At 72.5% G+C, this 25,614-nt stretch carries 27 protein-coding genes, 1 pseudogene and 1 riboswitch; of the genes and pseudogenes, 5 read left to right on the plus strand and 23 right to left on the minus strand.

Features of this window, described 5'->3' with window-relative positions:
• Positions 1 to 27: 27 nt before the first annotated feature.
• The 10 genes from gmk to pyrR form a co-directional block, all read right to left on the minus strand.
• On the minus strand, positions 28 to 585 hold the full coding sequence (gene gmk, locus AB0C76_RS20980) for a guanylate kinase (protein WP_359967360.1): 558 nt from the start codon (positions 583 to 585) through the stop codon (positions 28 to 30).
• A gap of 49 nt (positions 586 to 634) precedes the next feature.
• Positions 635 to 961, minus strand: a complete 327-nt coding sequence (mihF, locus tag AB0C76_RS20985; RefSeq protein WP_030056187.1) for an integration host factor, actinobacterial type — start codon at positions 959 to 961, stop codon at positions 635 to 637.
• A 375-nt stretch (positions 962 to 1,336) separates the two neighbouring features.
• Positions 1,337 to 2,170 carry an orotidine-5'-phosphate decarboxylase gene (gene pyrF, locus AB0C76_RS20990; RefSeq protein ID WP_359967363.1) on the minus strand — a complete coding sequence of 278 codons (834 nt, stop codon included), beginning with the start codon at positions 2,168 to 2,170 and terminating at the stop codon, positions 1,337 to 1,339.
• Positions 2,171 to 2,205: 35 nt separating this feature from the next.
• Positions 2,206 to 3,309, minus strand: coding sequence for a quinone-dependent dihydroorotate dehydrogenase (locus AB0C76_RS20995; protein WP_359967366.1), 1,104 nt, complete (start codon positions 3,307 to 3,309; stop codon positions 2,206 to 2,208).
• A gap of 87 nt (positions 3,310 to 3,396) precedes the next feature.
• Complete coding sequence (gene carB / locus AB0C76_RS21000) at positions 3,397 to 6,705, minus strand: carbamoyl-phosphate synthase large subunit (RefSeq protein ID WP_359967369.1); 3,309 nt, start codon at positions 6,703 to 6,705, stop codon at positions 3,397 to 3,399.
• The gene (carA, locus tag AB0C76_RS21005) at positions 6,698 to 7,855 is read right to left on the minus strand and encodes a glutamine-hydrolyzing carbamoyl-phosphate synthase small subunit (RefSeq protein ID WP_359967372.1); all 1,158 of its coding nucleotides are present in this window, start codon (positions 7,853 to 7,855) and stop codon (positions 6,698 to 6,700) included. The genes carB and carA overlap by 8 nt, the downstream gene beginning before the upstream one ends.
• Positions 7,852 to 8,436, minus strand: coding sequence for a hypothetical protein (locus AB0C76_RS21010; RefSeq protein ID WP_359967375.1), 585 nt, complete (start codon positions 8,434 to 8,436; stop codon positions 7,852 to 7,854). The genes carA and AB0C76_RS21010 overlap by 4 nt, the downstream gene beginning before the upstream one ends.
• A complete protein-coding gene (locus tag AB0C76_RS21015; RefSeq protein WP_359967377.1) occupies positions 8,433 to 9,737 on the minus strand; it encodes a dihydroorotase in 1,305 nt (434 codons plus the stop codon). Before AB0C76_RS21015 ends, AB0C76_RS21010 begins: the two co-directional genes overlap by 4 nt.
• A complete protein-coding gene (locus AB0C76_RS21020) occupies positions 9,734 to 10,723 on the minus strand; it encodes an aspartate carbamoyltransferase catalytic subunit (RefSeq protein ID WP_359967380.1) in 990 nt (329 codons plus the stop codon). Before AB0C76_RS21020 ends, AB0C76_RS21015 begins: the two co-directional genes overlap by 4 nt.
• A gap of 4 nt (positions 10,724 to 10,727) precedes the next feature.
• Positions 10,728 to 11,339, minus strand: coding sequence for a bifunctional pyr operon transcriptional regulator/uracil phosphoribosyltransferase PyrR (pyrR, locus tag AB0C76_RS21025; RefSeq protein WP_359967383.1), 612 nt, complete (start codon positions 11,337 to 11,339; stop codon positions 10,728 to 10,730).
• A 329-nt stretch (positions 11,340 to 11,668) separates the two neighbouring features.
• Between pyrR and AB0C76_RS21030 the strand changes: the two genes are divergently transcribed.
• A complete protein-coding gene (locus AB0C76_RS21030) occupies positions 11,669 to 12,172 on the plus strand; it encodes a transcriptional regulator (protein ID WP_359967385.1) in 504 nt (167 codons plus the stop codon).
• 211 nt (positions 12,173 to 12,383) lie between these two features.
• On the opposite strand, the gene AB0C76_RS21035 is transcribed toward AB0C76_RS21030, so the two are convergent.
• The 10 genes and pseudogenes from AB0C76_RS21035 to rpmB all read right to left on the minus strand — a co-directional run bounded on the left by AB0C76_RS21035 (position 12,384) and on the right by rpmB (position 18,479).
• Positions 12,384 to 13,304, minus strand: a complete 921-nt coding sequence (locus AB0C76_RS21035; RefSeq protein WP_359967388.1) for a hypothetical protein — start codon at positions 13,302 to 13,304, stop codon at positions 12,384 to 12,386.
• A gap of 222 nt (positions 13,305 to 13,526) precedes the next feature.
• Positions 13,527 to 14,354, minus strand: coding sequence for a thioesterase family protein (locus AB0C76_RS21040; RefSeq protein ID WP_359967391.1), 828 nt, complete (start codon positions 14,352 to 14,354; stop codon positions 13,527 to 13,529).
• Positions 14,355 to 14,534: 180 nt separating this feature from the next.
• Positions 14,535 to 14,972 (minus strand): transcription antitermination factor NusB, encoded by a 438-nt coding sequence (nusB, locus tag AB0C76_RS21045; RefSeq protein ID WP_359967393.1) that lies wholly within the window; start codon positions 14,970 to 14,972, stop codon positions 14,535 to 14,537.
• Positions 14,973 to 14,976: 4 nt separating this feature from the next.
• Positions 14,977 to 15,540, minus strand: a complete 564-nt coding sequence (gene efp / locus AB0C76_RS21050) for an elongation factor P (protein ID WP_359967396.1) — start codon at positions 15,538 to 15,540, stop codon at positions 14,977 to 14,979.
• Positions 15,541 to 15,615: 75 nt separating this feature from the next.
• Positions 15,616 to 16,722 (minus strand): aminopeptidase P family protein, encoded by a 1,107-nt coding sequence (locus tag AB0C76_RS21055; RefSeq protein WP_359967399.1) that lies wholly within the window; start codon positions 16,720 to 16,722, stop codon positions 15,616 to 15,618.
• A 92-nt stretch (positions 16,723 to 16,814) separates the two neighbouring features.
• Positions 16,815 to 16,988 (minus strand): 50S ribosomal protein L32, encoded by a 174-nt coding sequence (gene rpmF / locus AB0C76_RS21060; protein WP_359967402.1) that lies wholly within the window; start codon positions 16,986 to 16,988, stop codon positions 16,815 to 16,817.
• 9 nt (positions 16,989 to 16,997) lie between these two features.
• Positions 16,998 to 17,183: a 30S ribosomal protein S18 gene (gene rpsR, locus AB0C76_RS21065; protein WP_359967452.1), complete on the minus strand. Its 186-nt coding sequence runs from the start codon at positions 17,181 to 17,183 to the stop codon at positions 16,998 to 17,000.
• A gap of 224 nt (positions 17,184 to 17,407) precedes the next feature.
• Positions 17,408 to 17,941, minus strand: a pseudogene (locus tag AB0C76_RS21070) (GTP-binding protein); the annotation flags it as partial.
• Complete coding sequence (rpsN, locus tag AB0C76_RS21075; RefSeq protein WP_359967405.1) at positions 17,938 to 18,243, minus strand: 30S ribosomal protein S14; 306 nt, start codon at positions 18,241 to 18,243, stop codon at positions 17,938 to 17,940. The gene rpsN and the pseudogene AB0C76_RS21070, both read right to left, overlap by 4 nt.
• On the minus strand, positions 18,243 to 18,479 hold the full coding sequence (rpmB, locus tag AB0C76_RS21080; RefSeq protein WP_359967408.1) for a 50S ribosomal protein L28: 237 nt from the start codon (positions 18,477 to 18,479) through the stop codon (positions 18,243 to 18,245). The genes rpsN and rpmB overlap by 1 nt, the downstream gene beginning before the upstream one ends.
• A gap of 133 nt (positions 18,480 to 18,612) precedes the next feature.
• Here rpmB and rpmG point away from each other — a divergent pair, with 133 nt between their 5' ends.
• Complete coding sequence (gene rpmG / locus AB0C76_RS21085; RefSeq protein WP_359967455.1) at positions 18,613 to 18,777, plus strand: 50S ribosomal protein L33; 165 nt, start codon at positions 18,613 to 18,615, stop codon at positions 18,775 to 18,777.
• 52 nt (positions 18,778 to 18,829) lie between these two features.
• The gene (locus AB0C76_RS21090; RefSeq protein WP_359967411.1) at positions 18,830 to 19,081 is read left to right on the plus strand and encodes a type B 50S ribosomal protein L31; all 252 of its coding nucleotides are present in this window, start codon (positions 18,830 to 18,832) and stop codon (positions 19,079 to 19,081) included.
• An 85-nt stretch (positions 19,082 to 19,166) separates the two neighbouring features.
• Here the strand turns inward: AB0C76_RS21090 and AB0C76_RS21095 are convergent, their stop codons facing one another.
• Positions 19,167 to 20,276 carry a HoxN/HupN/NixA family nickel/cobalt transporter gene (locus tag AB0C76_RS21095; protein WP_359967413.1) on the minus strand — a complete coding sequence of 370 codons (1,110 nt, stop codon included), beginning with the start codon at positions 20,274 to 20,276 and terminating at the stop codon, positions 19,167 to 19,169.
• A gap of 32 nt (positions 20,277 to 20,308) precedes the next feature.
• A riboswitch (cobalamin riboswitch) is annotated at positions 20,309 to 20,501 on the minus strand.
• Positions 20,502 to 20,583: 82 nt separating this feature from the next.
• On the opposite strand from AB0C76_RS21095, the gene AB0C76_RS21100 reads away from it, so the two are divergent.
• Both AB0C76_RS21100 and AB0C76_RS21105 read left to right on the plus strand, forming a co-directional pair.
• The gene (locus tag AB0C76_RS21100; protein ID WP_359967416.1) at positions 20,584 to 20,967 is read left to right on the plus strand and encodes a metalloregulator ArsR/SmtB family transcription factor; all 384 of its coding nucleotides are present in this window, start codon (positions 20,584 to 20,586) and stop codon (positions 20,965 to 20,967) included.
• A 52-nt stretch (positions 20,968 to 21,019) separates the two neighbouring features.
• Entirely contained in the window at positions 21,020 to 22,693 is a 1,674-nt protein-coding gene (locus AB0C76_RS21105) for a hypothetical protein (RefSeq protein ID WP_359967418.1), read from the plus strand.
• A gap of 9 nt (positions 22,694 to 22,702) precedes the next feature.
• Here the strand turns inward: AB0C76_RS21105 and AB0C76_RS21110 are convergent, their stop codons facing one another.
• Positions 22,703 to 24,697, minus strand: coding sequence for an AAA family ATPase (locus tag AB0C76_RS21110; protein WP_359967421.1), 1,995 nt, complete (start codon positions 24,695 to 24,697; stop codon positions 22,703 to 22,705).
• Between the two features lie 67 nt (positions 24,698 to 24,764).
• Positions 24,765 to 25,574, minus strand: a complete 810-nt coding sequence (locus tag AB0C76_RS21115) for a DNA-formamidopyrimidine glycosylase family protein (RefSeq protein WP_359967424.1) — start codon at positions 25,572 to 25,574, stop codon at positions 24,765 to 24,767.
• Positions 25,575 to 25,614 lie beyond the last annotated feature (40 nt).

The raw sequence follows: 25,614 nt of genomic DNA on the forward strand, positions 1-25,614 counted from the left end.
TCCGAAAGGATGGAAAAGACAGACAGGTCAGCCTACACCGAGCAAGGCTAGCAGTTCGGCCGCTACCTGCTCGACGGAGGTGTTGACAAGAGTCGTGTCGAACTCCGGCTCCGCCGCGAGCTCGACCTTGGCGGCAGCCAGCCGCTTCTCGATGACGTCCTGCGGCTCGGTGCCCCGGCCGGTCAGCCGACGCACCAGCTCGTCCCAGCTCGGCGGAGCCAGGAACACCAGCTGCGCCTCGGGCATCGACTCGCGCACCTGGCGGGCGCCCTGGAGGTCGATCTCCAGCAGGACGGGCTCGCCGCGCTCCAGCTTCTCCTGCACCGCGGCACGCGGGGTGCCGTAGCGGTTGCCGGCGAAGACGGCCCACTCCAGGAGCTCGCCGTTGGCGATCAGCTTGTCGAACTCGTCGTTGTCGACGAAGTGATACTGGACCCCGTTCTGCTCGCCGGGCCTCGGGTGGCGGGTCGTCGCCGACACCGAGAGCCAGACCTCGGGGTGCTGCTTCCTCATATGAGCGACGACCGTGCTCTTGCCGACCCCCGAAGGGCCGGAGAGCACGGTCAGCCGCGGACGCTCACTCATGCACCGATTATCCCGGATCGCGGACGATCCCGGGACCACGGGGGCACGGTCAGGCGGCACCGCCGCCGAACTCCCGCTCCAGGGAGGCGATCTGGTTCGTGCCGAGACCGCGGACACGACGGCTCTCGCTGATGCCGAGGCGCTCCATGATCTGCTTGGCCCGGACCTTGCCGACGCCCGGGAGCGACTCCAGCAGGGCCGAGACCTTCATCTTGCCGATGACGTCGTTGTCGGCCTTGCCGGCCTTGATCACCTCGTGCAGGGAGGCGCCGGAGTGCTTGAGCCGGTTCTTGACCTCGGCGCGCTCCCGGCGAGCCTCGGCGGCCTTGGCGAGCGCGGCGGTGCGCTGTTCAGGGGTAAGGGGCGGAAGAGCCACGCCGTTCACCTCAGGGTGTGGAAGGAAGGGATTGAGCTATGACTGGTTTGGTTCTCCAGGACACCTCCGCAAGTGGAACCCCAGGGCCCTGACCTGCGGGAGCTACGAGAATCGCGGCTCTTCGATGACCTATCGCCGGACACTACCCGGATTGCGGCGCCGCGTCAGGAAAAGAACACGAAAAGTCCTGGTCAGCCAAGGCCGACCAGGACTTTCCGGGGCAAAATGACCGCGATTGCGAGACTTTGGCACCGCCGATGTGACGGCGCTCACGTCAACCGGAGGCCCGGCGGAGCGACACCGCCCGGTCCTGCGCACACTGCGCAGGGTCACCGGCCGGCTACCGCCCGGCCCCGGGCGGCACTTCGCGCCGCGCTACTTCACCGCGTCCGCGTACTCCCCCACGAACCGCTCGGCCGCCTCGCGCAGCGCCGGCACCGACGGGCCGTGCTTGAGGACGTCCCGGCTGACGCTCGGCACGACGTTGCGCACCGAGGCGCCGAACACCCGCGGCAGGTCCGCCATCGTCGCCCCCTGGGCGCCGATGCCGGGGGCCAGCAGCGGGCCGTTGATCGCGAGGTCCACGCCCGCGTCGGCGAGCGTCGCGCCGACCACCGCGCCGAACGAGCCGAGCGGCTCGGCCCCGGCGTTCTCGGCCGCCAGCTGGCGCAGCACCGAGGCCGCGACCGGCTCGCCGCCGGCGCCGACGGCGCGCTGCACCTCGCCGCCCTCCGGGTTGGAGGTGAGCGCCAGCGCGAACGCCCCGCAGCCGTGCTCGCGCGCGAGGTCGAGCGCCGGGCGCAGCGAGCCGAAACCGAGGTAGGGGCTGACGGTGAGGGCGTCGGAGAACAGCGGGCTGCCGGGCGCGAGGAAGGCCTCGGCGTAGGCGGCCATGGTGGAGCCGATGTCGCCGCGCTTGGCGTCCATCAGGACCAGCGCACCGGCCGCGCGGGCCTCCTCGACGGTCTTCTCCAGCACGGCGACGCCCTTGCTGCCGAAGCGCTCGAAGAAGGCGGCCTGCGGCTTGAGCACGGCGACCCGGTCGGCCAGCGCCTCGACCACGGTTCGGCTGAAGGTCTCCAGGCCGGCGACGTCGTCGCCGAGTCCCCAGGCGGCGAGCAGGGAGGCGTGCGGGTCGATGCCGACGCAGAGCTGGCCGCGGGTGTCCATGGCCTGGCGCAGCCGGGCGCCGAACGGGGCGAGGGTCATGTCGTCTCCGGGGTTTCCAGTGGCGGTACGGGTGGTCACGAGGGGCGGACGGCGCTGCCGACCGCCGCGGCCAGGTTGCGGAAGCCCGCGTCCCGGACCCGGGCGGAGAGGCCCTTGTGGATGCGGCGGCACCAGAACGGGCCCTCGTAGATGAAGGCGCTGTAGCCCTGGACGAGGTCGGCGCCGTGGATGATCCGCTGCCAGGCGTCCTCGGCGCTCTCCACGCCGCCGACCGACACGAGCGTCAGCCGGCCGCCGGTGCGGGTGCGCAGCCGCTGGAGGACCTCCAGCGCGCGGGCCTTGAGCGGGGCGCCGGACAGGCCGCCCATCCCGATCTCCTCGACCCGCGCGGCGTCGGCCCGCAGGCCCTCGCGGCCGATCGTGGTGTTGGTGGCGATGATGCCGTCCAGACCCAGCTCCAGGGCGAGGTCGGCGACGGCGTCGACGTCCTCGTCGGCGAGGTCCGGGGCGATCTTCACCAGCAGCGGCACGTGGTGCGCGGTGGTGCGGTCGGCGGCCTCGCGGACGGCGGAGAGCAGCGGGCGCAGGTGGTCGACGGCCTGCAGGTCGCGCAGCCCGGGGGTGTTCGGCGAGCTGACGTTGACGACCAGGTAGTCGGCGTAACGGGCCAGCCGCTCGGTCGACTTGACGTAGTCGGCGACGGCGTCGGCCTCCTCGACCACCTTGGTCTTGCCGATGTTGACGCCGATCACCGGGGTGGAGCTGGTGTGCGGGCGGGCCGCGAGGCGGGCGGCGACCCGGGCCGAGCCCTGGTTGTTGAAGCCCATCCGGTTGATCAGCGCCCGGTCCTCGACCAGGCGGAACAGCCGCGGCGCCGGGTTGCCGGGCTGGGCCTCGCCGGTGATGGTGCCGATCTCGACGTAGTCGAAGCCGAGCATCGCGAGGCCGTCGATGCCGACGCCGTTCTTGTCGAAGCCGGCCGCGAGCCCGAACGGGCCGGGCAGGTCGAGGCCGAGGGCGCGGGTGCGCAGCGCCCGGTCCTGCGGGGCGAGCACCAGCCGGACGAGGGTGCGCAGGCCCGGCACGGAGGAGGCGAGGCGGATCCAGAAGAAGGCGAGGTGGTGGGCCTTCTCCGGGTCCATCTTCTTGAAGACGAGGTCGAACAGAAGCTTGTACAAGGGGGTCAACTCCCGGGTCCCGCGGCGAACTTGGGCATGGAAGTGGGGGGCACCCGACCAGCTCCGGTGCCCCCCACTGCGGTGGTGCTACTTGCGGCCGGCGTTGATCAGCTCGGCGTGCTCCTGGAGCGACATCACCCCGACCTCGTCGCGCAGCAGCCGGTCGATGCCCTGGACGGCCGCGCCCATCGCCTGGACGGTGGTCAGGCAGGGCACGGCGCGGGCGACGGCCGCCGTGCGGATCTCGTAGCCGTCGAGGCGCCCGCCGGTGCCGTACGGCGTGTTGATGATGAGGTCGACCTCGCCGTCGTGGATCAGCTGGACGATGGTCTTCTCGCCGTTCGGGCCCTCGCCCTCGCTGTGCTTGCGCACCAGCGTGGACGGGATGCCGCCGCGCTGGAGCACCTCGGCGGTGCCGGCCGTGGCGAGCACCTCGAAGCCGAGGCTGACCAGGGCGCGCGCCGGGAAGACGAGGTTGCGCTTGTCGCGGTTGGCGACGGAGACGAAGACCTTGCCCTTGGTCGGCAGCGCGCCGTAGGCGCCGGCCTGGGCCTTGGCGTAGGCCGTGCCGAAGACCTTGTCGATGCCCATGACCTCACCGGTCGAGCGCATCTCCGGGCCGAGGACGGTGTCCACCCCGCGGCCGTGCACGTCGCGGAAGCGGCTCCACGGCATCACGGCCTCCTTGACCGCGATCGGCGCGTCGGCGGGCAGCGTGCCGCCGTCGCCCTCGGCCGGGAGCATGCCCTCGGCGCGCAGCTCGGCGATGGTGGTGCCGAGCGAGACCCGGGCGGCCGCCTTGGCCAGCGGCACCGCGGTGGCCTTGGAGGTGAACGGGACGGTCCGGGAGGCGCGCGGGTTGGCCTCCAGGACGTAGAGGATGTCGCCGGCCATCGCGAACTGGATGTTGATCAGGCCGCGGACGCCGACGCCGCGCGCGATGGCCTCGGTGGAGGTGCGCAGGCGCTTGATGTCGTAGCCGCCGAGGGTGATCGGGGGCAGCGCGCAGGCGGAGTCGCCGGAGTGGATGCCGGCCTCCTCGATGTGCTCCATGACGCCGCCGAGGTAGAGCTCGGTGCCGTCGTAGATCGCGTCGACGTCGATCTCCACCGCGTCGTCGAGGAAGCGGTCGATCAGCACCGGGTGCTCGGAGATCAGGCCGGCGTGCCGCTCCAGGTAGGAGGCGAGGGAGGCCTCGTCGTAGACGATCTCCATGCCGCGGCCGCCGAGCACGTAGGACGGGCGGGCGAGGACCGGGTAGCCGATCTCGTCGGCGATCGCCTTGGCCTCCTCGAAGGAGAAGGCGGTGCCGTGCTTGGGCGCCGGCAGGCCGGCGTCGCGCAGGACGCGGCCGAAGGCGCCGCGCTCCTCGGCGAGGTCGATCGCCTCGGGCTGGGTGCCGACGATCGGCACGCCGTTGTCCTTGAGCCCCTGGGCGAGGCCGAGCGGGGTCTGGCCGCCGAGCTGGACGATGACACCCGCGAGCGGCCCGGCCTGCTGCTCGGCGTGGACGATCTCCAGGACGTCCTCCAGGGTGAGCGGCTCGAAGTAGAGCCGGTCGGAGGTGTCGTAGTCGGTGGAGACGGTCTCCGGGTTGCAGTTGACCATGACGGTCTCGTACCCGGCCTCGGCCAGCGCGAAGGAGGCGTGGACGCAGGAGTAGTCGAACTCGATGCCCTGGCCGATGCGGTTCGGGCCGGAGCCGAGGATGATCACCGCGGGCTTGGTGCGCGGGGCGACCTCGCTCTCCTCGTCGTAGGACGAGTAGAAGTACGGGGTCTTGGCGGCGAACTCGGCGGCGCAGGTGTCGACGGTCTTGAACACCGGGCGGATGCCGAGCGCGTGGCGCACCTCGCGGACGACGTCCGGCTTCAGGCCGCGGATCTCGCCGATCTGCTGGTCGGAGAAGCCGTGCCGCTTGGCGTGGCGCAGCAGGTCCGGGGTGAGCTCGGCGGCGTCGGCGAGCTCGCCGGCGATCTCGTCGAGCAGGAAGAGCTGGTCGACGAACCACGGGTCGATCCTGGTGGCCTCGAACACCTCCTCCGGGGTGGCGCCGGCCCGGATGGCGTCCATCACGGTGTTGATCCGGCCGTCGGTCGGCACGACGGCCTTGGCCAGCAGCTCGGCCTTGTCGCCCACGGGGCCGGTCCAGGTGAACTGGGAGCCCTTCTTCTCCAGCGAGCGCAGCGCCTTCTGCAGCGCCTCGGGGAAGTTGCGGCCGAGGGCCATGGCCTCGCCGACGGACTTCATGGTCGTGGTGAGGGTGGCGTCGGCGCTCGGGAACTTCTCGAACGCGAAGCGCGGCACCTTGACGACGACGTAGTCGAGGGTCGGCTCGAAGGAGGCCGGGGTCTCCTCCGTGATGTCGTTGGGGATCTCGTCGAGCGTGTAGCCGACGGCCAGCTTGGCGGCGATCTTGGCGATCGGGAAGCCGGTGGCCTTGGAGGCGAGCGCCGAGGAGCGCGACACGCGCGGGTTCATCTCGATGACGATGACCCGGCCGTCCTCGGGGTTGACCGCGAACTGGATGTTGCAGCCGCCGGTGTCGACGCCGACCTCACGGATGACGGCGATGCCGACGTCGCGCAGGATCTGGTACTCGCGGTCGGTGAGCGTCATCGCCGGGGCGACGGTGATCGAGTCACCGGTGTGCACGCCCATCGGGTCGAAGTTCTCGATGGAGCAGACGACCACGACGTTGTCGTGCTTGTCGCGCATCAGCTCCAGCTCGTACTCCTTCCAGCCGAGGATGGACTCCTCCAGGAGCACCTCGGTGGTCGGCGAGAGGGTCAGGCCCTGACCGGCGATGCGGCGCAGGTCCTCCTCGTTGTGGGCGAAGCCGGAGCCGGCGCCGCCCATGGTGAAGGAGGGGCGCACGACGACGGGGTAGCCGCCGAGGGTGTCGACGCCGGCCAGCACCTCGTCCATGGTGTGGCAGATGACCGAGCGGGCGGACTCGCCGTGGCCGATCTTGGCGTTGACGGCCTCGACGACGCCCTTGAAGAGGTCGCGGTCCTCACCCTTGTTGATCGCCTCGACGTCGGCGCCGATCAGCTCGACGCCGTACTTCTCCAGCGTGCCGGCCGCGTGCAGCGAGATCGCGGTGTTGAGCGCGGTCTGCCCGCCGAGGGTCGGCAGCAGCGCGTCGGGGCGCTCCTTGGCGATGATCTTCTCGACGAACTCCGGGGTGATCGGCTCGACGTAGGTGGCGTCGGCGATCTCCGGGTCGGTCATGATGGTGGCCGGGTTGGAGTTGACCAGCACGACCCGCAGGCCCTCGGCCTTGAGGACGCGGCAGGCCTGCGTGCCCGAGTAGTCGAACTCGGCGGCCTGGCCGATCACGATCGGGCCGGACCCGATCACCAGGACGGACTTGATGTCAGTGCGCTTAGGCACGCTGGCCCTCCATGAGCTTCACGAAGCGGTCGAACAGGTAGGCGGCGTCGTGCGGGCCGGCGGCCGCTTCGGGGTGGTACTGCACGCTGAAGGCGGGCACGTCGAGCGCCTGCAGGCCCTCGACCACGTCGTCGTTGAGGCAGACGTGGGAGACCTCGACCCGCCCGTAGGGGGTGTCGCTCACCTTGTCCAGCGGCGCGTTCACGGCGAAGCCGTGGTTGTGGGCGGTCACCTCGACCTTGCCGGTGGTGCGGTCCTGCACCGGCTGGTTGATGCCGCGGTGGCCGTACTTGAGCTTGTAGGTGCCGAAGCCGAGGGCGCGGCCCAGGATCTGGTTGCCGAAGCAGATCCCGAAGAACGGGGTCCTCCGCTCCAGCACGCCCTGCGCGACGGCGACCTGGTGGTCGGCGGTCGCCGGGTCGCCCGGGCCGTTGGAGAAGAAGACGCCGTCCGGGCTGACGGCGTAGACGTCCTCCAGGGTGGCGTTGGCCGGCAGCACGTGGACCTCGATGCCGCGCTCGGCCATCCGCTGCGGGGTCATCGCCTTGATGCCGAGGTCCAGCGCGGCGACGGTGAACTTCTTCTCACCGATGGCCGGGACGATGTACGGCTCGGTGGTGGCGACCTCGGCGCACAGGTCGGCGCCCTTCATCTCGGGCGACTGCTGCACCCGGGCGAGCAGGGCGGCCGGGTCGGCGAGCGCCGGGCCGGAGAAGATGCCGCAGCGCATCGCGCCGCGGTCGCGCAGGTGCCGGGTGAGCGCGCGGGTGTCGATGCCGCTGATGCCGACGACGCCCTGGCGGACGAGCTCGTCGTCCAGCGAGCGGCGCGAGCGCCAGTTGGAGGCGACCCGGGCGGGGTCGCGCACGACGTACCCGGCGACCCAGATCCGCTTGGACTCGTCGTCCTCGTCGTTCCAGCCGGTGTTGCCGATCTGGGGGGCCGTCATCACGACCACCTGGCGGTGGTACGACGGGTCGGTGAGGGTCTCCTGGTAGCCGGACATGCCGGTGTTGAAGACCGCCTCGCCGAAGGTCTCGCCGACGGCGCCGTAGGCCTGGCCGCGGAAGGTCCGGCCGTCCTCCAGGACGAGCACGGCCGGGACGCGTTCCCGCCGTTGGCGCTGCGTGGTGGGGGCAGGTGCGGTCATTGCGCGGCCTCTTCCGTCTTCGTCTTCGTACGTGTTGCGAGGTGAGCGACCGCCTCGACCCAGGCGGCGTGCTCGTCGGGGTGGTCGGCCCGGAAGCCGGAGTCCAGCTCGGTGCCCTCGTGCGTCCAGGTGACGACGAGGATCCCGGCCGGGACGACCTTGCCGGCGATTCCGGAGTCCGTGCGGGCACCGGTCAGGTGCCCGGCCGGGATCCAGAGGTCGACGTCGCCGGGGCGGCGCACCAGCAGGCCGTCCTCGCCGAGGGTGAGGTCGGCGCGGCTGCGGGTGCCCAGGCCGTGCGCGACGACCCGGTCGAGCCAGTTCCCGGCGGTGGTGGTGCCGTGGTACCGGCCGCTGGTCTCCAGGATGGTCCGGCCGGCGCCGGCCGGCACGGCGGGCAGCGGCGGGATGCCGGACTGCAGGGTGCGCCGCCAGTTCCAGCCCTGACGCATCAGCCAGTAGACGAGCCCGATCACGATCAGCAGGCCGACGGCCCAGCCGATGTACCCGGGCCAGTCGTGGACCTTGGCCTGTTCCTGGGCCAGCGGGGTGAGTGGGGCGAGCGTGCGGTGGAAACTCACGCGTCGACGCCCTGCTCGACGAGCTCCCCGGCCAGGACGGTGGCCCGGCCGCGCAGGAAGGTGGCGTGCACCCGTCCGGGCAGGTCGAGGCCCTTGTAGGGGGTGTTGCGGCTGCGGGTGGCGAAGCTGTCCGGGTTCACGGCACCACGGTACGCGGGATCGAACAGCACCAGGTTGGCCGGCTCACCGACCGAGACGGGCCGGCCGTGCCCGGCGAGACGGCCGATCCGGGCCGGGCGGTGGGACATGCGGTCGGCGACGCCCTCCCAGTTCAGCAGGCCGGTGTCGACCATGGTCTGCTGCACCACCGACAGTGCGGTCTCCAGGCCGACCATGCCCATCGCGGCGACGGCCCACTCGCAGTCCTTGTCCTCGGCCGGGTGCGGCGCGTGGTCGGTGGCGACGGCGTCGATGGTGCCGTCGGCGAGCGCCTTGCGCAGCGCCTGGACGTCCGCGGCGGTGCGCAGCGGCGGGTTCACCTTGTAGACCGGGTCGTAGGAGCGGACCAGCTCGTCGGTGAGCAGCAGGTGGTGCGGGGTGACCTCGGCGGTGACGTCCCAGCCCTTGGCCTTGGCCCAGCGGATGATCTCGACCGAGCCGGCCGTGGAGACGTGGCAGACGTGCAGCCGGGAGCCGACGTGCGCGGCGAGCAGCACGTCGCGGGCGATGATCGACTCCTCGGCGACGGCCGGCCAGCCGCCGAGCCCGAGCTCGCCGGAAACCTGGCCCTCGTTCATCTGGGCGCCCTCGGTGAGCCGCGGCTCCTGGGCGTGCTGGGCGACGACGCCGTCGAAGGCCTTGACGTACTCCAGCGCGCGGCGCATCAGCACGGCGTCGTCGACGCACTTGCCGTCGTCGGAGAAGACCCGGACGCCGGCGGCGGACTCGTGCATGGCGCCGAGCTCGGCGAGCTTCTTGCCCTCCAGGCCGACGGTGACGGCGCCGACCGGCTGCACGTCGCAGTAGCCGGCCTCCTGGCCGAGCCGCCAGACCTGCTCGACGACGCCTGCGGTGTCGGCCACCGGGGTGGTGTTGGCCATCGCGTGCACGGCGGTGAAACCGCCCATCGCGGCGGCCTGGGTACCGGTGAGGACGGTCTCGGCGTCCTCGCGGCCGGGCTCGCGCAGGTGGGTGTGCAGGTCGACCAGGCCGGGCAGCACGATCAGGCCGGTCGCGTCGATCTCGATGTCGGCCTCGACGGCCAGGCCGGTGCCGATCTCCTTGATCACGCCGTCGGCGAGGTGGAGGTCCTGCGGGGCGCCGCCGGCGATCTGGGCGTTGCGGATCAGGTAGGTGGTCACTTGGCGGTCTCCACGGATTCGGTGCGGGCGGCGTCGTTCGGGCCGTCGGCGAAGACGGCCCCGCCGAGGAGCAGGTACAGCACGGCCATGCGGACCGACACGCCGTTGGCGACCTGCTCGACCACGGTGCAGCGCGGCGAGTCGGCGACCTCGGCGGTGATCTCCATGCCGCGGACCATCGGGCCGGGGTGCATGACGATCGCGTGCTCGGGCAGCTGGGTCATCCGCAGGCCGTTCATGCCGTAGCGGCGGCTGTACTCCCGCTCGGTCGGGAAGAACGCGGCGTTCATGCGCTCGCGCTGCACCCGGAGCATCATCAGCGCGTCCGTCTTGGGGAGCACGCTCTCCAGGTCGTAGCTGATCTCGCAGGGCCAGTTCTCGATGCCGATGGGCAGCAGCGTCGGCGGGGCGACGAAGGTGACCTGGGCGCCGAGGGTGGTCAGCAGGTGGACGTTGGAGCGGGCGACCCGGCTGTGCAGGACGTCGCCGACGATCGTCACCCGCCGCCCCGCCAGGTCCTTGCCGGTGCCCGGGTTGAGGTGGCGGCGCATGGTGAAGGCGTCGAGCAGCGCCTGGGTGGGGTGCTCGTGGGTGCCGTCACCGGCGTTGATGACGCTGCCGTGCAGCCAGTCGGACTGCGCCAGGCGGGCCGGCGCGCCGGAGGCGTGGTGGCGGATGACGACCGCGTCGGCGCCCATGGCCTGCAGGGTCAGCGCGGTGTCCTTGAGGCTCTCGCCCTTGGAGACGGACGAGCCCTTGGCGGAGAAGTTGATGACGTCCGCCGAGAGTCGCTTCTCGGCGACCTCGAAGGAGGTCTTGGTGCGGGTCGAGTCCTCGAAGAAGAGGTTGACGACGGTCCGGCCGCGCAGCGTGGGCAGCTTCTTCACGGCCCGGCCGGAGAGCTGGGCCAGCTCCTCGGCGGTGTCCAGGATCAGCAGCGCGTCGTCGCGGGTGAGATCGGCGGCGGAGACGAGGTGGCGCATCACGCGGCTACTCCGGAAGGTGCGGTTCGGTCAGGGCCTGCGACGAGCGCTGGTTGTGGTCGCGGTCGCCGACCAGGACGGCGTCCACGCCGTCGGTGTCGGCCAGGCGCACCTGCACGGCCTCGCGCAGCGAGGTGGGCAGGTTCTTGCCCACGTAGTCGGCGCGGATCGGAAGCTCGCGGTGGCCGCGGTCGACCAGGACGGCCAGTTGGACGGCGCGCGGGCGGCCGATGTCGCCGAGCGCGTCGAGTGCGGCGCGGATGGTGCGGCCGGAGAACAGCACGTCGTCGACGAGGATCACGAGCTTGCCGTCGATGCCGCCGACCGGGATCTCGGTGTGCTCCAGGGCGCGGGCGGGCTTGAGCCGCAGGTCGTCCCGGTACATCGTGATGTCCAGGGTGCCGAGCGGGATCTCGCGGCCGGTGATCTGGGCCAGCCGGTCGCGCAGCCGGCGGGCGAGGTGGACGCCGCGGGTGTGGATGCCGAGCAGCACGACGTCCTCCGCGCCCTTGGCGCGCTCGACGATCTCGTGCGCTATCCGGGTGACGACCCGGGCGATGTCCGCGCCGTCCAGCACCTGGTGCGGAGCTCGGGGTGACGGATCCTGGTGTGTGGTCATGCCGAAGCGGACCTCCTTCCCCGCCTCACGGGACGGGCCTTAAAGGATGTCTGGGATGGCCCCCGCCGACCGGGCGCGGGCTTCGGGCAATCCTATCAGCGCGCAAGCGGGCAAACGGACCGGCACCGTTCCGCTTCACCGGGTTAACGCGCCCGACGCGCCCCGGACGCAGGCCATTCGCACGACTGCCCCATTCGGCTTGACGCAACACCTTACTCTACGTAACCTCACAGTGAGTTACGAGACGGACGTCGAACCCACCGGTAACGACGTCGGCAATCGCCCGTGACCCACCACTGAACGCGAAGCAATCTCGTCCGGGGAGATCAATGTCCAGCGACTACGCGAAGCAACTCGGAGGCAAGCTCCGAGCGATCCGCACTCAGCAGGGTCTCTCCCTGCACGGTGTCGAGGAGAAGTCCCAGGGGCGCTGGAAGGCAGTCGTCGTCGGCTCGTACGAGCGCGGCGACCGTGCGGTCACCGTGCAGCGGCTGGCCGAGCTGGCCGAGTTCTACGGCGTCCCGGTGCAGGAGCTGCTGCCCGGCGGCACCCCGGGCGGCGCGGCCGAGCCGCCGCCGCGCCTGGTGCTCGACCTGGAGAGACTGACCCAGGTCCCGTCCGAGAAGGCCGGCCCGCTGCAGCGCTACGCGGCGACCATCCAGAGCCAGCGCGGCGACTACAACGGCAAGGTGCTGTCGATCCGCCAGGACGACCTGCGCACCCTGGCCGTCATCTACGACCAGTCGCCGTCGATCCTCACCGAGCAGCTGATCTCGTGGGGCGTGCTCAACCCCGACGCGCGCCGCGCGGTGCGCGAGGACGAGGCGAGCTGACGCTCCCCGCACCGGCTCCCGCCAGCGGAAACGAGGCTCGTACCGCCCTTTCGGGCAAGCAGAAACGTCACGGCGCGGCACTCCGGACCCCGGGGGCCGCGCCGTGGTGTTTCCAGATGCCGGGGCCAGTGCCTCCGGCGGTTCCCCTCCCGTGCCTTCCCGTGCCTTCCGCCGTGCCTCAGCAGCGTCCCCTCAGCGCCCCGGCAGCGCCTCAGCAGACCGTGCCCAGGCTGTAACCGGGCTGCGCCGCCACTCCGTCCAGGCGCACCGGCCGGGCCGCCGGCGCCCAGTCCGGCCCGCCGCTCGACCAGGCCCACGCGGCCGGCCGGTACTCCCCGCAGGCCTCCGCCGACCCCTGCGAGCCGTGCAGCACGGCCACGCCCGGCAGCTCCAGGGCCAGCCCGGCGCACAGCACCGCGCAGACCAGCTCCAGGTCCTCGTCGTTGATCCGCACCACGCCGTCCTCCCACTGGAGGACGCGGGCCGCGGCGCTCAGCCTCCCGCCCGGCGCGTCCACCCGCACCCGCAGCTCGTACACCCCGGCGCCCGCGCCGACCAGCATCCGGCGCAGCACCTCGGAGCCGCGCTGGTGGGCGGTGCGCACCCAGCGGCCGTGGTCCTCGTCCACCTCGCCGGTGGCGCCGTAGAGCCCGCCGTCGAGGATCAGGTCGGCGTGGCGGAGCGTCAGTCCGTTCTCCCTGGCGCGGACCAGGCGCGGCACGAAGTCCCCGGCGAGCTCCTCGCCCTGGTAGGCGAGCAGCTGGGTCTGCAGCGCGGGGTTGACCAGGTAGCGGTCGCGGGCGGCCGGCTCGGCCGGGTCCAGCCCGTGCAGGACGCAGAACTCGGCGAAGTCCTGCGGGTGGAACATCCGCGCCCGGACGGTGTCGAAGCGCCGCAGCGCCTCGGCGAGCAGGTCGGCCGTGTCGGCCAGGTAGCGCTCGTAGTCGGGGGCGTCGGTCACCCGCCAGGCGCGGGCCCGTTCGAAGTCCGCGGCGCTGGTCAGCACGCCGATGACGAAGGCCTGGTCGGCACCCTCCGCGTCGCCGCGCTGGTGCGCGGCACGGGCATCCGGGCGGAAGCCGCCGGCGGTGCAGTCGGAGATGCGGCGTCGCGCGCGGCCGTTTCGACTCATGCTCCCACCTCGCTGCGCTCGGCAGGGGCATTCGCCCACACGCGCCTCCTGATGGCTCGCTCGCTACGCCCGCTCACGTGTGGCTCCTGGCTCAGTAGGGTCACGGTCGGCGGCGGGGGCCGCCGCTGACCGTGTTACTCCCCAGTCCCGAGCGCCGCACACGTACGGCGTGTCACAGGAATGTAACCACCGGTAATGCGCCGGTTCTCGCGCCGTCGCGCCTCACGCCGGGCGCGGAACCCGGGCGAGCTGGCGGGACTGCGCGACGAGGCGGCCGGCCTCGTCCCAGACCTCGGCGTCCTCCTCGAAGTAGCCGCCGGCCAGGTTGCGGGTCGCGTGGGTGACCCGCAGCCAGCCGGGCACCGGCCTGGCCCGCAGGTGGACGGTCAGTTCGACGGTCGGCGCCCATCCCGGCATCCCCAGGTCGAAGGTGACCGGCGGCAGCGCGTCGGCGACCAGCAGGAGCAGCAGCGGGTCGGGCTCGCGGCCGTCGGCGAGCCGGAACCAGCCCTGGATCCGCCCCGTGCCGGACGGCTGTCCGAGCGCCCAGCCGATCGTGGCCGGGTCGAGCCGCAGGTCGAAGCGCTCCAACAGGGCGGCCTGGGCGATGAGTTCCCTGGGCGCGTGTTCGACGCCGACACACTGGTCCGGAGGCGGCAGCTGCGGCGGCCGCGCGCTGGTGCGCACCTCGCCGACGGCCGTCGAGAGGTCACCGTGGCTGGCGACGACGCGCAGCCGCTCGACGCCGTCCTGACTGAGCGAGGCGGTGCCGGTGGACAGGCCGCGACCCGAGCGCAGCACCTCGGTGCGGACGGTGGCCGGGCCCGGCACCGACGCGGACAGGTAGTAACCGCTGATCGACACCGGGTCGGGGTGGTCGCCGTGCTCCAGCGACAGCGCGTGCCCGGCGACGGCGAGCAGCAGCCCGCCGTTGACGCCGCCGCCGATCTGCCAGCCCGCGCCGAGCTCGCCGTCGTAACGGCCGGGCTCCTCGGGGTGTCTGCTCAGCGCGATGCCCTGGTCGAACTCGCTGCGGATCGCCGTGGTCATGGGGGTGGCCTGCCCTTCACTGCGGACGTGCGTGGGGATACCTGGGGATCTCTCCTGGTGCCGACCGATAAGTTACCGGCCAGTAGGATCCCAACATACGCCACCCGGGTGAAACGCGCGACGGCCGCCGGACCCTCGTGCGGGTCCGGCGGCCGTTCGCGGGGCGGGGCCCGTCCGTGCCTAGCGGCGGATGCTCGGCTTCAGCTCCAGGAAGCGGGCGAGCAGGCCGTTGACGAAGGACGGGGAGTCGTCCGTGGAGAACTCCTTGGCGATCTCGACCGCCTCGTCCAGGACGACGGCGTCCGGGACGCCGTCCTCCCAGATCAGCTCGTAGGCGCCGAGCCGCAGGACGTTGCGGTCCACGATCGGCATCCGGTCGATCGTCCAGCCCACCGCGTACTGGGAGATCAGGTCGTCGATCCGGCGGGCGTGCCGGACGTAACCCTCGATCAGCTCCATCGTGTACTCGGCGACCTGGGGGGTGCCCTCGTCGGGCTTGGGCTCGCGGGCGCGGGCCACCCAGTCGGCGAGGACCTGCTGCGGGTCGACCCCGCGGTGGTCGGCCTCGAAGAGGATCTGGAAGGCCCGCGTGCGGGCCTTGCTGCGTGCGGCCGACACGGACTTACTTCACCCGGCCGAGGTAGCTGCCGTCGCGGGTGTCGACCTTGACCTTCTCGCCGGTGACGACGAAGAGCGGGACCTGGATCTCGGCACCGGTCTCCAGGGTGGCCGGCTTGGTGCCACCGGTGGAGCGGTCGCCCTGGACGCCCGGCTCGGTGTGCGCGATGACCAGCTCGACGGAGGTCGGGAGCTCGATGTAGAGCACCGAGCCCTCGTTGGTGGCGACCAGGGCCTCGAAGCCCTCCAGCAGGTAGTTGGCGGCGTCACCGACGACGGCCGGCTCGATGGTGAGCTGGTCGTAGGTGTCCATGTCCATGAACACGAAGTTCTCGCCGTCCTTGTACGAGAACTGCATGCCGCGCTTGTCGACGTTGGCGGTCTCGACCTTGGTGCCGGCGTTGAAGGTCTTGTCGACGACCTTGCCCGTCAGGACCTCCTTGAGCTTCGTACGCACGAAGGCCGGGCCCTTGCCGGGCTTGACGTGCTGGAACTCGACGACGGACCAGAGCTTGCCGCCCTCCAGCTTGAGGACCATGCCGTTCTTGAGATCGTTCGTGGAAGCCACGGGCGCACTTACTCCTGGATATAGCTGTCAAGGAACCAAGGGTCGCGTCCTGCCACCGGCGGCCCGGGGCCGCCGTCACAGGGCGAGGAGCTCCTTGGTGGTGATGGTGAGCAGCTCGGGCCCGCCCTCTTCGAGGGGGCGCACGACGAGCGTGTCCTCGATCCGGACCCCGCCCTTGCCCGGGATGTGTACCCCCGGACCGACGGTGACCGGTACGCGGCTGTCCAGTTTACCCATGTCCGCCGGGCCCAGGCGCGGCGCCTCCCGCATCTCCAGCCCGATGCCGTGGCCCACCGGGTGCGGGGAGGCCTCGGAGTAGCCGGCCGCGTCCAGGATCTGCCGCGCCGCCCGGTCGGGTACGCACTGCTCGACGCCGGGTCCGAGCGCCTCCCGCCCGGCCCGCTGCGCCCGGAACACCAGCCGGTGCAGCTCCACCTGCCAGGGCGCGGGGGCGGCGCCGATCACGAAGGTCCGGGCGGTCGACACGCCGTACCCGCGGTACTGGGCGCCGAGCACCACGGTCAGGAAGTCGCCCTCCTCGACCCGGCGGTCGGTCGGCTGGTGGGCGGGCTGGCCGGAGTGGCTGCCGGTGCCGACCGAGACCGGGAAGGCCGCCCGGTCGGCACCGTGGTCGATCATCCGGCGCTCCAGCTCCATCGCCAGGTGCCGCTCGGTGCGGCCGACCAGGATCGACTCCAGCAGCTCGCCGAGCGCCTGGTCGGCGATCTCGGCGGCGATCCGCAGATCGGCGATCTCGTGCTCGTCCTTGATCACCCGCAGCCGTTCGACGACCTGCCCCAGCTCGGCCAGCCGGACCCCCTCGGCCAGGCTCGCCACCGCGCGGTGGCGCAGGACGGTGAGGTCGTGCTCCTCCACCGCCATGGCCTGCACCCGCAGCCGCGAGGCCTCGGCCGCGGCCGCCAGCGCGGTGTCCGCCCCGGCCGGCACGGGGACCTGCGTGACGTCGGCGGCGATCAGGTGCTCCCCGGTGTCGTCCGGCGGCAGGTCGTCCGGCAGCGTCAGCAGCGCCCGTTCCCTGGTGAGCAGCAGGGTCGCGCCGCAGGGGGCGCAGCCGGTCAGGTACCGCACGTTGGCCGGCCGGGTGATCAGCGCCGCATCGGCCCCGGCCGCACTGCAGTGCTCCCGCAGCCGCTCCTGCCGACCCGCGTACGCATCAGACATGCGTCGAGCCTACGAACCCCGCCCCCGATCCGCCCGCCGAGAACCCCCGACGGGGGCGCGACCCTTACCCACCCACGCCCCCGGCGGCGCCGTCACCCCCCTTCCGGATCGACGAGCCCCCTCCGGTAGGCGGGCACGAGGTGCTGCGGGACGAGCAGCTCCCGCCCGTTCACCGTGATCGGGACGAGCTTCGGCGCGCTCGCCTTCCACCGGGCCCGGCGGTGCCGCGTGTTGCTGCGGGACGTCTTGCGCTTGGGTACGGCCATCGGGGTCTCCTATCGGGTGGCGTGCGGGGGCAGGGCCATCTCGCGGGCGTTCCTGATCGCCCGGGCCATCGCCCGCTGCCGGCGGACGGTCAGTCGGCCGAGCCGGCGGATGCGGATCTTGCCGCGGTCGGAGAGGAACTTCCGCAGGAGATCGGTGTCCTTGTAGTCGGCGTCCTCGATACCGGCTGTGACCAGCGCGTTGGGCTTGGGCCTCGGCGGGTTGAGTCGTTTACGCACAGTGATGATCCTCGGGCGACGGGGTCGAGCAGGTCGTGGAAGGCGTCGGGCAGTGCCTTCCAGCCGGATTCGCCGGTGGCGAGTTCGGCGTCGGTGAGCAGGCAGGAGTCGAGGAGGTGGGTGATCCCGTCCACGTCCAGGCCCGTGTGCGCGGTCGCGCGTGGGACGGCGAGGGTGGTCGCGTACTCGATCTGGTGGGCGAGGGCCTCCGCGCGGGTGCGGGGGTCCTCCGGTGCGGTGTGCTCGCCGTGCTCCACGAGGTCGTCGGGGACGGAGAGTTCGCCCGTGAGCCGGTCGGGGTCGACGGCGGTGACGACGCCCGCGAGCTCGACGGCCTCCTCCAGGGGCCGGCCGCCGACCTCGCCGCCGGCGATGACCTCGACGGCCGGGTGCGGATCGCTGCCGCCCCACAGTTCGACCACCGCGAGCCCGTGCCGCCCTTCGTCCGCGATCCGCAGCAGCCGGGGCAGCAGGTCCTCCCGCAGGGCGCAGCACGGGCAGTCGTTGAGCAGCCGCACGTCGGCCGGGTCGAACTCGCCGCCCGCGTCGCGCAGTCGGCGGTGGACGACACCGCGGGAGGCGTCCCGCAGGTCGTGGTGGAGGACCACGGCGTCGACCGCGCCGCGCACCAACTCCTCGACGGCACTCCGGCGGTGGTCGGCGTGCAGGCCGGCGACGACCACGACGGGCAGCCTGGTCCCGTCCGCGCCGCTCACCAGCCGGCCTTGCGGACGCCGGGCAGGTGGCCCGCGTGGGCGAGGGTGCGCAGGTTGATCCGGGAGAGGCCGAAGGCGCCGACGTAACCGCGCGGGCGGCCGTCGACGGTGTCGCGGTTGCGGACGCGGGTGGCGCTGGCGTCGCGCGGCTGGCGGGCGAGTTCGGCCCGGGCGGCGGCGCGCTCGGCGGGGGCGGTGCCGGGCTGGGCGACGATCCGCTTGAGCTCGGCACGGCGCCCGGCGTGGCGGGCGACGGTCTCACGCCGCCGCTCGTTCTTGGCGATCTTGCTCCGCTTGGCCATCAGACCCTCTCCCCCCGGGCCCGGATCCGGGCGACGGCGGCCTCGACCCCGATCGCGTCGATCGTGCGGATCCCCTTGGCGCTGAGCGCGAGCCGGACGTACCGGCCCTCACCCGGAAGCCAGTAGCGCTTGCGCTGGACGTTGGGGTCGAAGCGCCGCGGGGTGCGGCGGTGCGAGTGCGAGATCGCGTTGCCGAAGCCGGGCCGGCGGCCGGTGAGCTGGCAGTGGGCGGACATGGGGGGCTCCAGGAACGGTCCGGGAATGGGCGGGACGGAGGTCACGTTAAACCACATGAAAATGACATCCATTTCGGTGTACGGTTCCAACCCGGCCCCGAACCGCCGCACCACCGACCCTCGGGAGGACCACATGGCCCGCAGCGAACTGCGCCCCGTCATCAAGCTCCGCTCCACCGCCGGCACCGGCTACACGTACGTGACCCGCAAGAACCGCCGGAACGACCCGGACCGGACGGTGCTGCGCAAGTACGACCCGGTCGCGCGCGAGCACGTCGACTTCCGCGAAGAGCGCTGACCGGAGACCACCGCACGAAGAACGCCGCACCCCCCACCGAGGAGGCACCCCCGTGAAGCCCGGAATCCACCCCGCCTACCGACCCGTCGTCTTCCGCGACAAGGTCGGCGGCCTCTCCTTCCTCACGCGCTCGACGGTCACCAGCGACCGCACGGTCGAGTGGGAGGACGGCAACACCTACCCGGTCATCGACGTCGAGATCTCCTCGGCGAGCCACCCCTTCTACACCGGCCAGTCCCGCGTGCTCGACACCGCGGGCCGCGTCGAGCGCTTCCGCCGGCGCTACGGCCACCAGCACAGCTGACCCGGAACGACCGAGTCGGAACGCGCGCGACGGCGCCTCCCCGCCCTGGGGAGGCGCCGTCGCGCCAGGCGTGCGGCAGGCGTGCTCAGGTGCGTTCGGCGCCCCAGCGCTTCTCGACTCCGGCCAGCTTCCAGTAGGCGATCGCCGCGGCCCAGACCACGACGAACAGCCCGGCGATCGCGTAACCGACGTTGTCGAGCGAGATGTCCGCGATCCAGCCGGTGACCGGATCGGTCAGGTCCAGCTTCTCGTGCAGCACGCCGACCAGCTCGATCGTGCCGATGATGAACGCCACCGCGATCGACAGCCCGGTGATCGTCAGGTTGTAGTACACCTTGCGCACCGGGTTGGAGAACGCCCACTGGTACGCGAAGTTCATGAACGTCCCGTCCAGCGTGTCGAACAGGCTCATCCCCGCCGCGAACAGCAGCGGCAGGCAGACGATCGCGTACCAGGGCAGGCCGGCCGCCGCACCCGAGCCGGCCATCACCATCAGGGTCACCTCGGTCGCGGTGTCGAAGCCGAGGCCGAGCACCATGCCCACCGGGAACATCTGGCCGGGCCGGGTGATCGAGCGGGTCGCCCGGTTCAGCACCCGGGCCATGAACCCGCGCGCGTTGAGGTGCTGCTCCAGCTCGGCCTCGTCGTACTGCCCGGCGCGCATCGCCCGGAACACCTTCAGGATGCCGAGCAGCGCCGCCAGGTTGAGGGCGCCGATCAGGTAGAGGAACACACCGGAGGTGGTGGTGCCGATCATGCCGAGCCACTGGTGGGTGGTCGACTCGTCGTCCATCAGAGTGTTCGCCAGCTGCGCGCCGCCCGCGACCAGGGCGGCCATGACGACCACCATCGACGAGTGCCCGAGGGCGAACCAGAAGCCCACCGAGACCGGCCGCTTGCCGTCGGCCATCAGCTTGCGGGTGGTGTTGTCGATCACCGCGATGTGGTCGGCGTCGAACGCGTGCCGCATGCCGAGCGTGTACGCCGTGATGCCGAGGCCCACCCCGAAGACCTGGGTGCCGACGGCGTAGTTGTGCGGCGCCACCAGGAAGACGAGGGTCCCGAACGCCACCACGTGCATGGCCAGGATCACCCCCATCAGTCCGGCGGTGCGGACGGTGTCCTCTCTCTTCCACCGGAAGGTGGGCAGCACGGCGGGCGCGGCCTCGGGGGCGGCGGTTTCGGGCAGGGTCATCGTCGGATCACGCTCCAGCACCTCGTGGAAAGACGTTCGTGAGATGCCGTGGCCGGTCTCCTGGCTGACGGGGCTCCCGTACCCGCCTTCCCAGGCGCGCGAAGCGCCCAGTGGCGTCTGGGTACGGGCGGACTCCCCCGATCACAGTGGCGAGGGCCGCTCCGGACTGGGACCCCTGAGGGTCCGTCACCGGTCTTCCCGAGCACCACGGCGGGGAACACCGTAGGGGTCCCGGGCTGACCCTTGCAAGGCTGCGTACCTGCGCAGGTGTCCAGGATCACAGGTCGTGAGCTGCCAGAATGTCTGCATGCATCTCGTACCGGCCGACCGCGCGGGCCACCGCACCATCGACGGACACCGGGTCTGCGAGGCCATCGCCGCGATCGGTGACGCCGCGCACGTCCGCTCGTGGTCCGAGCGGTTCTCCCTGCTCTCCGACCCCGGCCGGCTCGCGATCCTGCTCGCCCTGCACCGCGCCGGACCGCTCGCCGTCACCGACCTCGCCGTCGCCACCGGCATGCGCGACCCGGCCGTCTCACAGGCCCTGCGGCTGCTGCGGACGGCCGGCGTGGTCGCCGGGGACAAGGACGGACGCGTCGTGCGCTACCGGCTCGTCGACGAGAGCATGCGCCCCCTGCTCGACGAGTGCGCCGCGGCCGACCACGAGGAGCCCGCCGCCGCGGCGGGCTGACCGGCACCCCGGAATCACCACGGGGAGCGGGCCCGGTGAGTACGATCATGGCGTGCCGACCCATCCCCACGCCTGGCCCGCCGACCGCTGGAACACCCGGCCGGTCAGGGCGCGCGTGCTGGCGGTCGCCCGCACCCTCACCTCCGCCACCCGGGTCCTCGACGTCCTCACGCTCCTGAACCGTGACGGCATCGAGCGCTACGCCACCGTCAACCCCGGCTCCGCCTTCGCCGACGGCCTCGACGACTACCTGCGCGGCCTGCCCGGCATCACCCTGCTGGACTGGGAGGACGCCGTCCGGCGCCGCTTCGACCTGGCCGTCGCCTGCGCCGTCCACTCCTCGATGCACCGCCTCGACGCCCGGCTCGTCGTCCTCCCGCACGGCGCCGGCTACAACCGCCTGGTGACCGAGTCCACCGGCGACACCGTCAGCGCCGCCGGCCTCTCCCGCAACGAACTCACCCACCGCGGCCGGGTCTTCGTCGACGTCCTCGGCCTCTCCCACCCGGAACAGCTCGACCGGCTGCGGGGCTTCTGCCCCGAGGCGCTGGACGTCGCCCAGGTCGTCGGCGACCCGTGCTTCGACCGCATGCTCCGCAGCCTGCGCCTGCGCGACGCCTACCGGGCCGCCCTCGGCGCCGTCGACGGCCGGCGGCTCGTCGTCGTCAACTCCACCTGGAGCGGGCACTCGTTATTCGGCCGCCGCCCCGACCTGCCCCGGCGCCTCGTCCGCCGGCTCCCCGCCGACGAGTACGCGGTCGCCGTCGTCCTCCACCCCAACATCTGGAACCGGCACGACCCCGAGGCCCTGCTCGACGACGCCCTTCGGATGGGCCTGCGCCTCGTCCCGCCCCACCAGGGCTGGCAGGCCGCCCTCGTCGCCGCCGACTGCCTGATCGGCGACCACGGCTCGGTGTCCGTCTACGGCGCCGCCCTGGAACGCCCCACCCTGCTCGTCGCCACCGGCGCCGCCGAACTCGACCCGCACTCCCCCACCCACGCCTTCGGCCAGGCCGCCCCCGCGCTCGACCCCGACGGCGACCTCGCCGCCCAGCTCGAACAGGCCCTGCAGAAGCAGGACCCGGCCGCCCTGCGCCCGATCACCGACCGCTCCCTCGCCCACCGCGGCCGGTCCGCCGAGGTGCTGCGCCCACTGCTCTACTCCTTCCTGGACGGGCTGGACGAACCGGACGACGAACCCCTCCTGCCGCCCTACCCCAAGCCGGTCCCCCTCCCCGGCACCCCCGAAGGCCCGACCGCCTACGACGTCGAGGGCGCGAGCGAGGGCACCGAGGTCAGCCTGCGGCGCTACCCCTTCGACCCCGACGACCACACCCCGCGCGGCTTCCACGCCCTCACCGACGAACACCCGGGCGACGCCCTGCGCTACACCGCCGAGGTCCTCGCCCGGACGGAGACGCGCGCCGAACTCCCCGCCGGACGCTGGCTCGCCGACACCGCCGCCGCACTCCCCGGCCTCGCCGTCGCGGTGGCCGCCCTGGGCCCGGCCCGCCACCTCGTCCGGCTGCGCACCGGCCTGCTCCTGGAAGCCCGCGCCGAACGGACCTGGGGCAGCGCCGAACCCCACCTCGACCCGCTGCTCCTCGGCTCCGCCGTGGCCCACTGGCTCACCACCGGCGGCGACCCGGCCGGCCTCCCCGCGCACGGACTCACCATCCGCACCGGCGAACACCGCACCCGGGTCTCGTTCACCACCGGGCCGTAGGAGGACGTCCTAGCGCGCCCTCAGTTCCTGCAAACGCTCCCGGCTGCGCTCCGCGAGCGCCTCGTCGCCCAGTTCCTCCGCGAGCTCGACGAGCAGCGTGTGCGCCTGCGCCTCCTTGGCGTACTGGCTCAGCCCGGCCGCCCGCCGCGCGCAGTCGGCGGCGTCCGCGACCGCGAGGTCCGGCCGCCCCAACGCGCGGTGCGCCCGGGCGCGCACCAGCGGCAGCTTCATCAGCATGTCGGTGTCCTCGGTCTCGACGGCCCTCGCGCGAGCCTCGTCGAGGACGGTCAGCGCCTCCTCCGCCCGGCCGTCCGCGATCAGCGCCTGCGCGACGTTGTAGCTCTGGACGATCTCACCGTGCACGTCGCCCCGGTTCTCCTCCAGCGCCAGGGAGAAGCGCTCCACCGCCCGTGCCGTCCGCCCGTCGGCCAGGCAGAGCAGCCCGTCCGTCTCGTGCAGCACGCCGGCGAGCCTCCGGTCGGTCACCAGTGGCACCTGCTCCGCGGCGAGCGCCAACTGCTCGGCCGCGAGCGGGAACTCCCGCCGCTCGTAGTAGGCGCGGGCGAGCTGGTTGCGCATCCGCACGACGGCGTCGGGCTGGTTGTCCCACTGCGCCGACTCGACGCCGAGCCGGTGGGTGGCGATCAGGTCCTCGTAGTGCTTGCGGCCGTGGTACAGCGGCCACAGCGACTCGCAGAGCCGCCACACCTCGCCGTGCCACCCCTGCCCGGCCGCCGCTTCCACCACCGCGCGCAGGTCGGCCCGTTCGGCCTGGAACCACTCCAGGGCCGCCCCGTACGAGCCGAAGCCCGGCAGGTCGTCGCCGCTCGGCTCCTGCACCCGCAGCCGCGCCCCCATCGCGCGGTCCGCCACCGACGCCCGCCCCCTGAAGTACGCGACGACCCGGGCCAGGAGCTCGGCCCGGCCGGGCAGTTCGCGCGCACAGGCGTGGGCGTGCGTCCGGACGACGTCGTGGGCCTGGAAGAGCTCCTCCGGGCCGTCGTCGACCACGACGTCCAGCAGGTGCGCGCCGCACAGCTCGTCCAGGGCCTCCTCCGCGTCGTCGATGCCGGTCGCCCCGGCCAGTTCGGCCGACACGAAGGGGCCGGGATGCACGCCGATCAGGTGGTAGAGCGCCTGGGCCGGCGTCGAGAGCCGCTCGTAGACCGGGTCGTAGGTCCGGCGGAGGTTCCCCTCGTCGTTGTTCAGAATGGCCAACTTGCTGTCCCAGTCCGCTAGTTCGGCCACCACCTGGCCCACCGAGAGGCGGCTGCGGCCCAGCAGCTGGCTCCCGACCGCGTTGAGGGCGAGTGGCAGGCCCGCACACCGCTCCACCAGTGCCGCGACTTCGCCGTCGGTGCCGCGCCCGGCACTCAGCCAGCCGCGCACCAGGGCGGCGGCGGCCACCTCGTTCAGCCGGTCCAGCTGCAGCACCTCGGCACCGTCCATCCGCAGCGCGTCCAGGCGCTGCCGGCCCGCCGCCACCAGCAGCCCGCTCGTCGGCAGCAGAGCGCGGACCTCGGCGGCGTGCTCGACGTTGTCGAGGAAGACCAGGCAGCGCTGCCCGGCGGTGGCCGTCCGGAACTCCCCGAACCGCTCCGCCTCCACGTCCGGCGAACGGACCCCGAGGGCCCGCAGGAAGCCCTCCAGCACCCCGGGGAGGTCCACGGCGGACCCGTGCCGGTAGGCCTTGAGGTCGGCGTACAGGACACCGCCCGGGAAGTGCGCCGCCTGTTCGGTGGCGAACTTCGCCACCAGCTCGGTCTTGCCGACGCCGGCCAGACCGGTGAGGACGACGATCGCCGGCCCGGCCCGGCCGGCCCGGCCCAGCGCACCCGTGAGAGCGGCGAGTTCGCGCTCGCGGTTGACGAAGGTCCTGCGGGGCGGTCGCACCTGATGCGGGATCGGGCGCTGCGGCTCCAGGTGGACCGTGACGTTTCCGCCCTGGATCACGTTCCCGTGCACCGTGCCCGAAACCCTGTTGGACACCTCGAAGCCGTCCACCCGTCCGCTCCCTCCGCCGGCCCGGGCCCAGCCTACGGCGTGCCGGCCCCCGCCACCTGAATCCGACTCAGGTCGCCTGGCAGGTCGGGCACCAGAACAGGTTGCGCGCCGCGTGCGACTCCGTCCGCACGTCCGTGCCGCAGACCAGGCAGGGCATCGCGGCGCGGCGGTAGACGTAGACCTCGCCGCCGTGGTCGTCCACGCGCGGCGGTCGGCCCATCGCCTCCGGGGTGTGCTCGGGCCGGACGGTGTCGATGCGGCCCGCGCCGACGCCCTCGCGCATCAGCCCGACGAGGTCCGCCCAGATCGCGTCCCATTCGGCCCGGGTGAGGTCCCGCCCGGCCCGGTGCGGGGCGATGCCGTGCCGGAAGAGCACCTCGGCGCGGTAGACGTTGCCCACCCCGGCCAGCACCTTCTGGTCCATCAGCAGGGCCGCGACCGTCGTCCGGCTGGCCGATATCCGGCGCCAGGCGGCGTCCGGGTCTGCGTCGGCGCGCAGCGGGTCCGGGCCCAGGCGCGCGGCGACGGCCGCCTTCTCGGCGCCGGTGACCAGCGCGCAGGTGTTGGGGCCGCGCAGGTCGGCGTGGGCGTCGTCGTTCTCCAGGCGCAGCCGGATCAGGCCGACGGGCTCCGGGGCGGGCCCGGCCCCGAAGGCGAAACCGCCGTAGAGGCCGAGGTGGACGTGGACCCACGCGCCCTCCTCGAAGCCGAGGAAGAGGTGCTTGCCGATGGCCTCCGCCCCGACCAGGACCTGCCCGTCGATCAGCTTGGCGTCGTCGGCGAAGCGGCCCTGCGGGCTGGACACCCGGACGGGACGGCCGCCGAAGGCCGTGGTGTTCTCGGCCGCGAGGCGGTGGATGATGTGGCCTTCCGGCACGGGCTCGGCTCCCCTGGGACGGATCAACTCGACCCGTCCA

Origin of the sequence: Kitasatospora sp. NPDC048722 (genome assembly GCF_040650235.1) — a bacterium.
GTDB lineage: Bacteria > Actinomycetota > Actinomycetes > Streptomycetales > Streptomycetaceae > Kitasatospora.

Coding starts and splice junctions, on each gene's coding strand:
- gmk (WP_359967360.1), bottom strand. CDS start 585: ATGAGTGAGCGTCCGCGGCTGACCGTGCTCTCCGGCCCTTCGGGGGTC.
- pyrF (WP_359967363.1), bottom strand. CDS start 2,170: ATGACCCTCGCCCCGTTCGGCGCCCGGCTGCGCCAGGCCATGGACACC.
- carA (WP_359967372.1), bottom strand. CDS start 7,855: ATGACCGCACCTGCCCCCACCACGCAGCGCCAACGGCGGGAACGCGTC.
- pyrR (WP_359967383.1), bottom strand. CDS start 11,339: ATGACCACACACCAGGATCCGTCACCCCGAGCTCCGCACCAGGTGCTG.
- AB0C76_RS21030 (WP_359967385.1), top strand. CDS start 11,669: ATGTCCAGCGACTACGCGAAGCAACTCGGAGGCAAGCTCCGAGCGATC.
- AB0C76_RS21035 (WP_359967388.1), bottom strand. CDS start 13,304: ATGAGTCGAAACGGCCGCGCGCGACGCCGCATCTCCGACTGCACCGCC.
- AB0C76_RS21040 (WP_359967391.1), bottom strand. CDS start 14,354: ATGACCACGGCGATCCGCAGCGAGTTCGACCAGGGCATCGCGCTGAGC.
- AB0C76_RS21055 (WP_359967399.1), bottom strand. CDS start 16,722: ATGTCTGATGCGTACGCGGGTCGGCAGGAGCGGCTGCGGGAGCACTGC.
- rpmF (WP_359967402.1), bottom strand. CDS start 16,988: ATGGCCGTACCCAAGCGCAAGACGTCCCGCAGCAACACGCGGCACCGC.
- rpsN (WP_359967405.1), bottom strand. CDS start 18,243: ATGGCCAAGCGGAGCAAGATCGCCAAGAACGAGCGGCGGCGTGAGACC.
- rpmB (WP_359967408.1), bottom strand. CDS start 18,479: ATGTCCGCCCACTGCCAGCTCACCGGCCGCCGGCCCGGCTTCGGCAAC.
- rpmG (WP_359967455.1), top strand. CDS start 18,613: ATGGCCCGCAGCGAACTGCGCCCCGTCATCAAGCTCCGCTCCACCGCC.
- AB0C76_RS21095 (WP_359967413.1), bottom strand. CDS start 20,276: ATGACCCTGCCCGAAACCGCCGCCCCCGAGGCCGCGCCCGCCGTGCTG.
- AB0C76_RS21100 (WP_359967416.1), top strand. CDS start 20,584: ATGCATCTCGTACCGGCCGACCGCGCGGGCCACCGCACCATCGACGGA.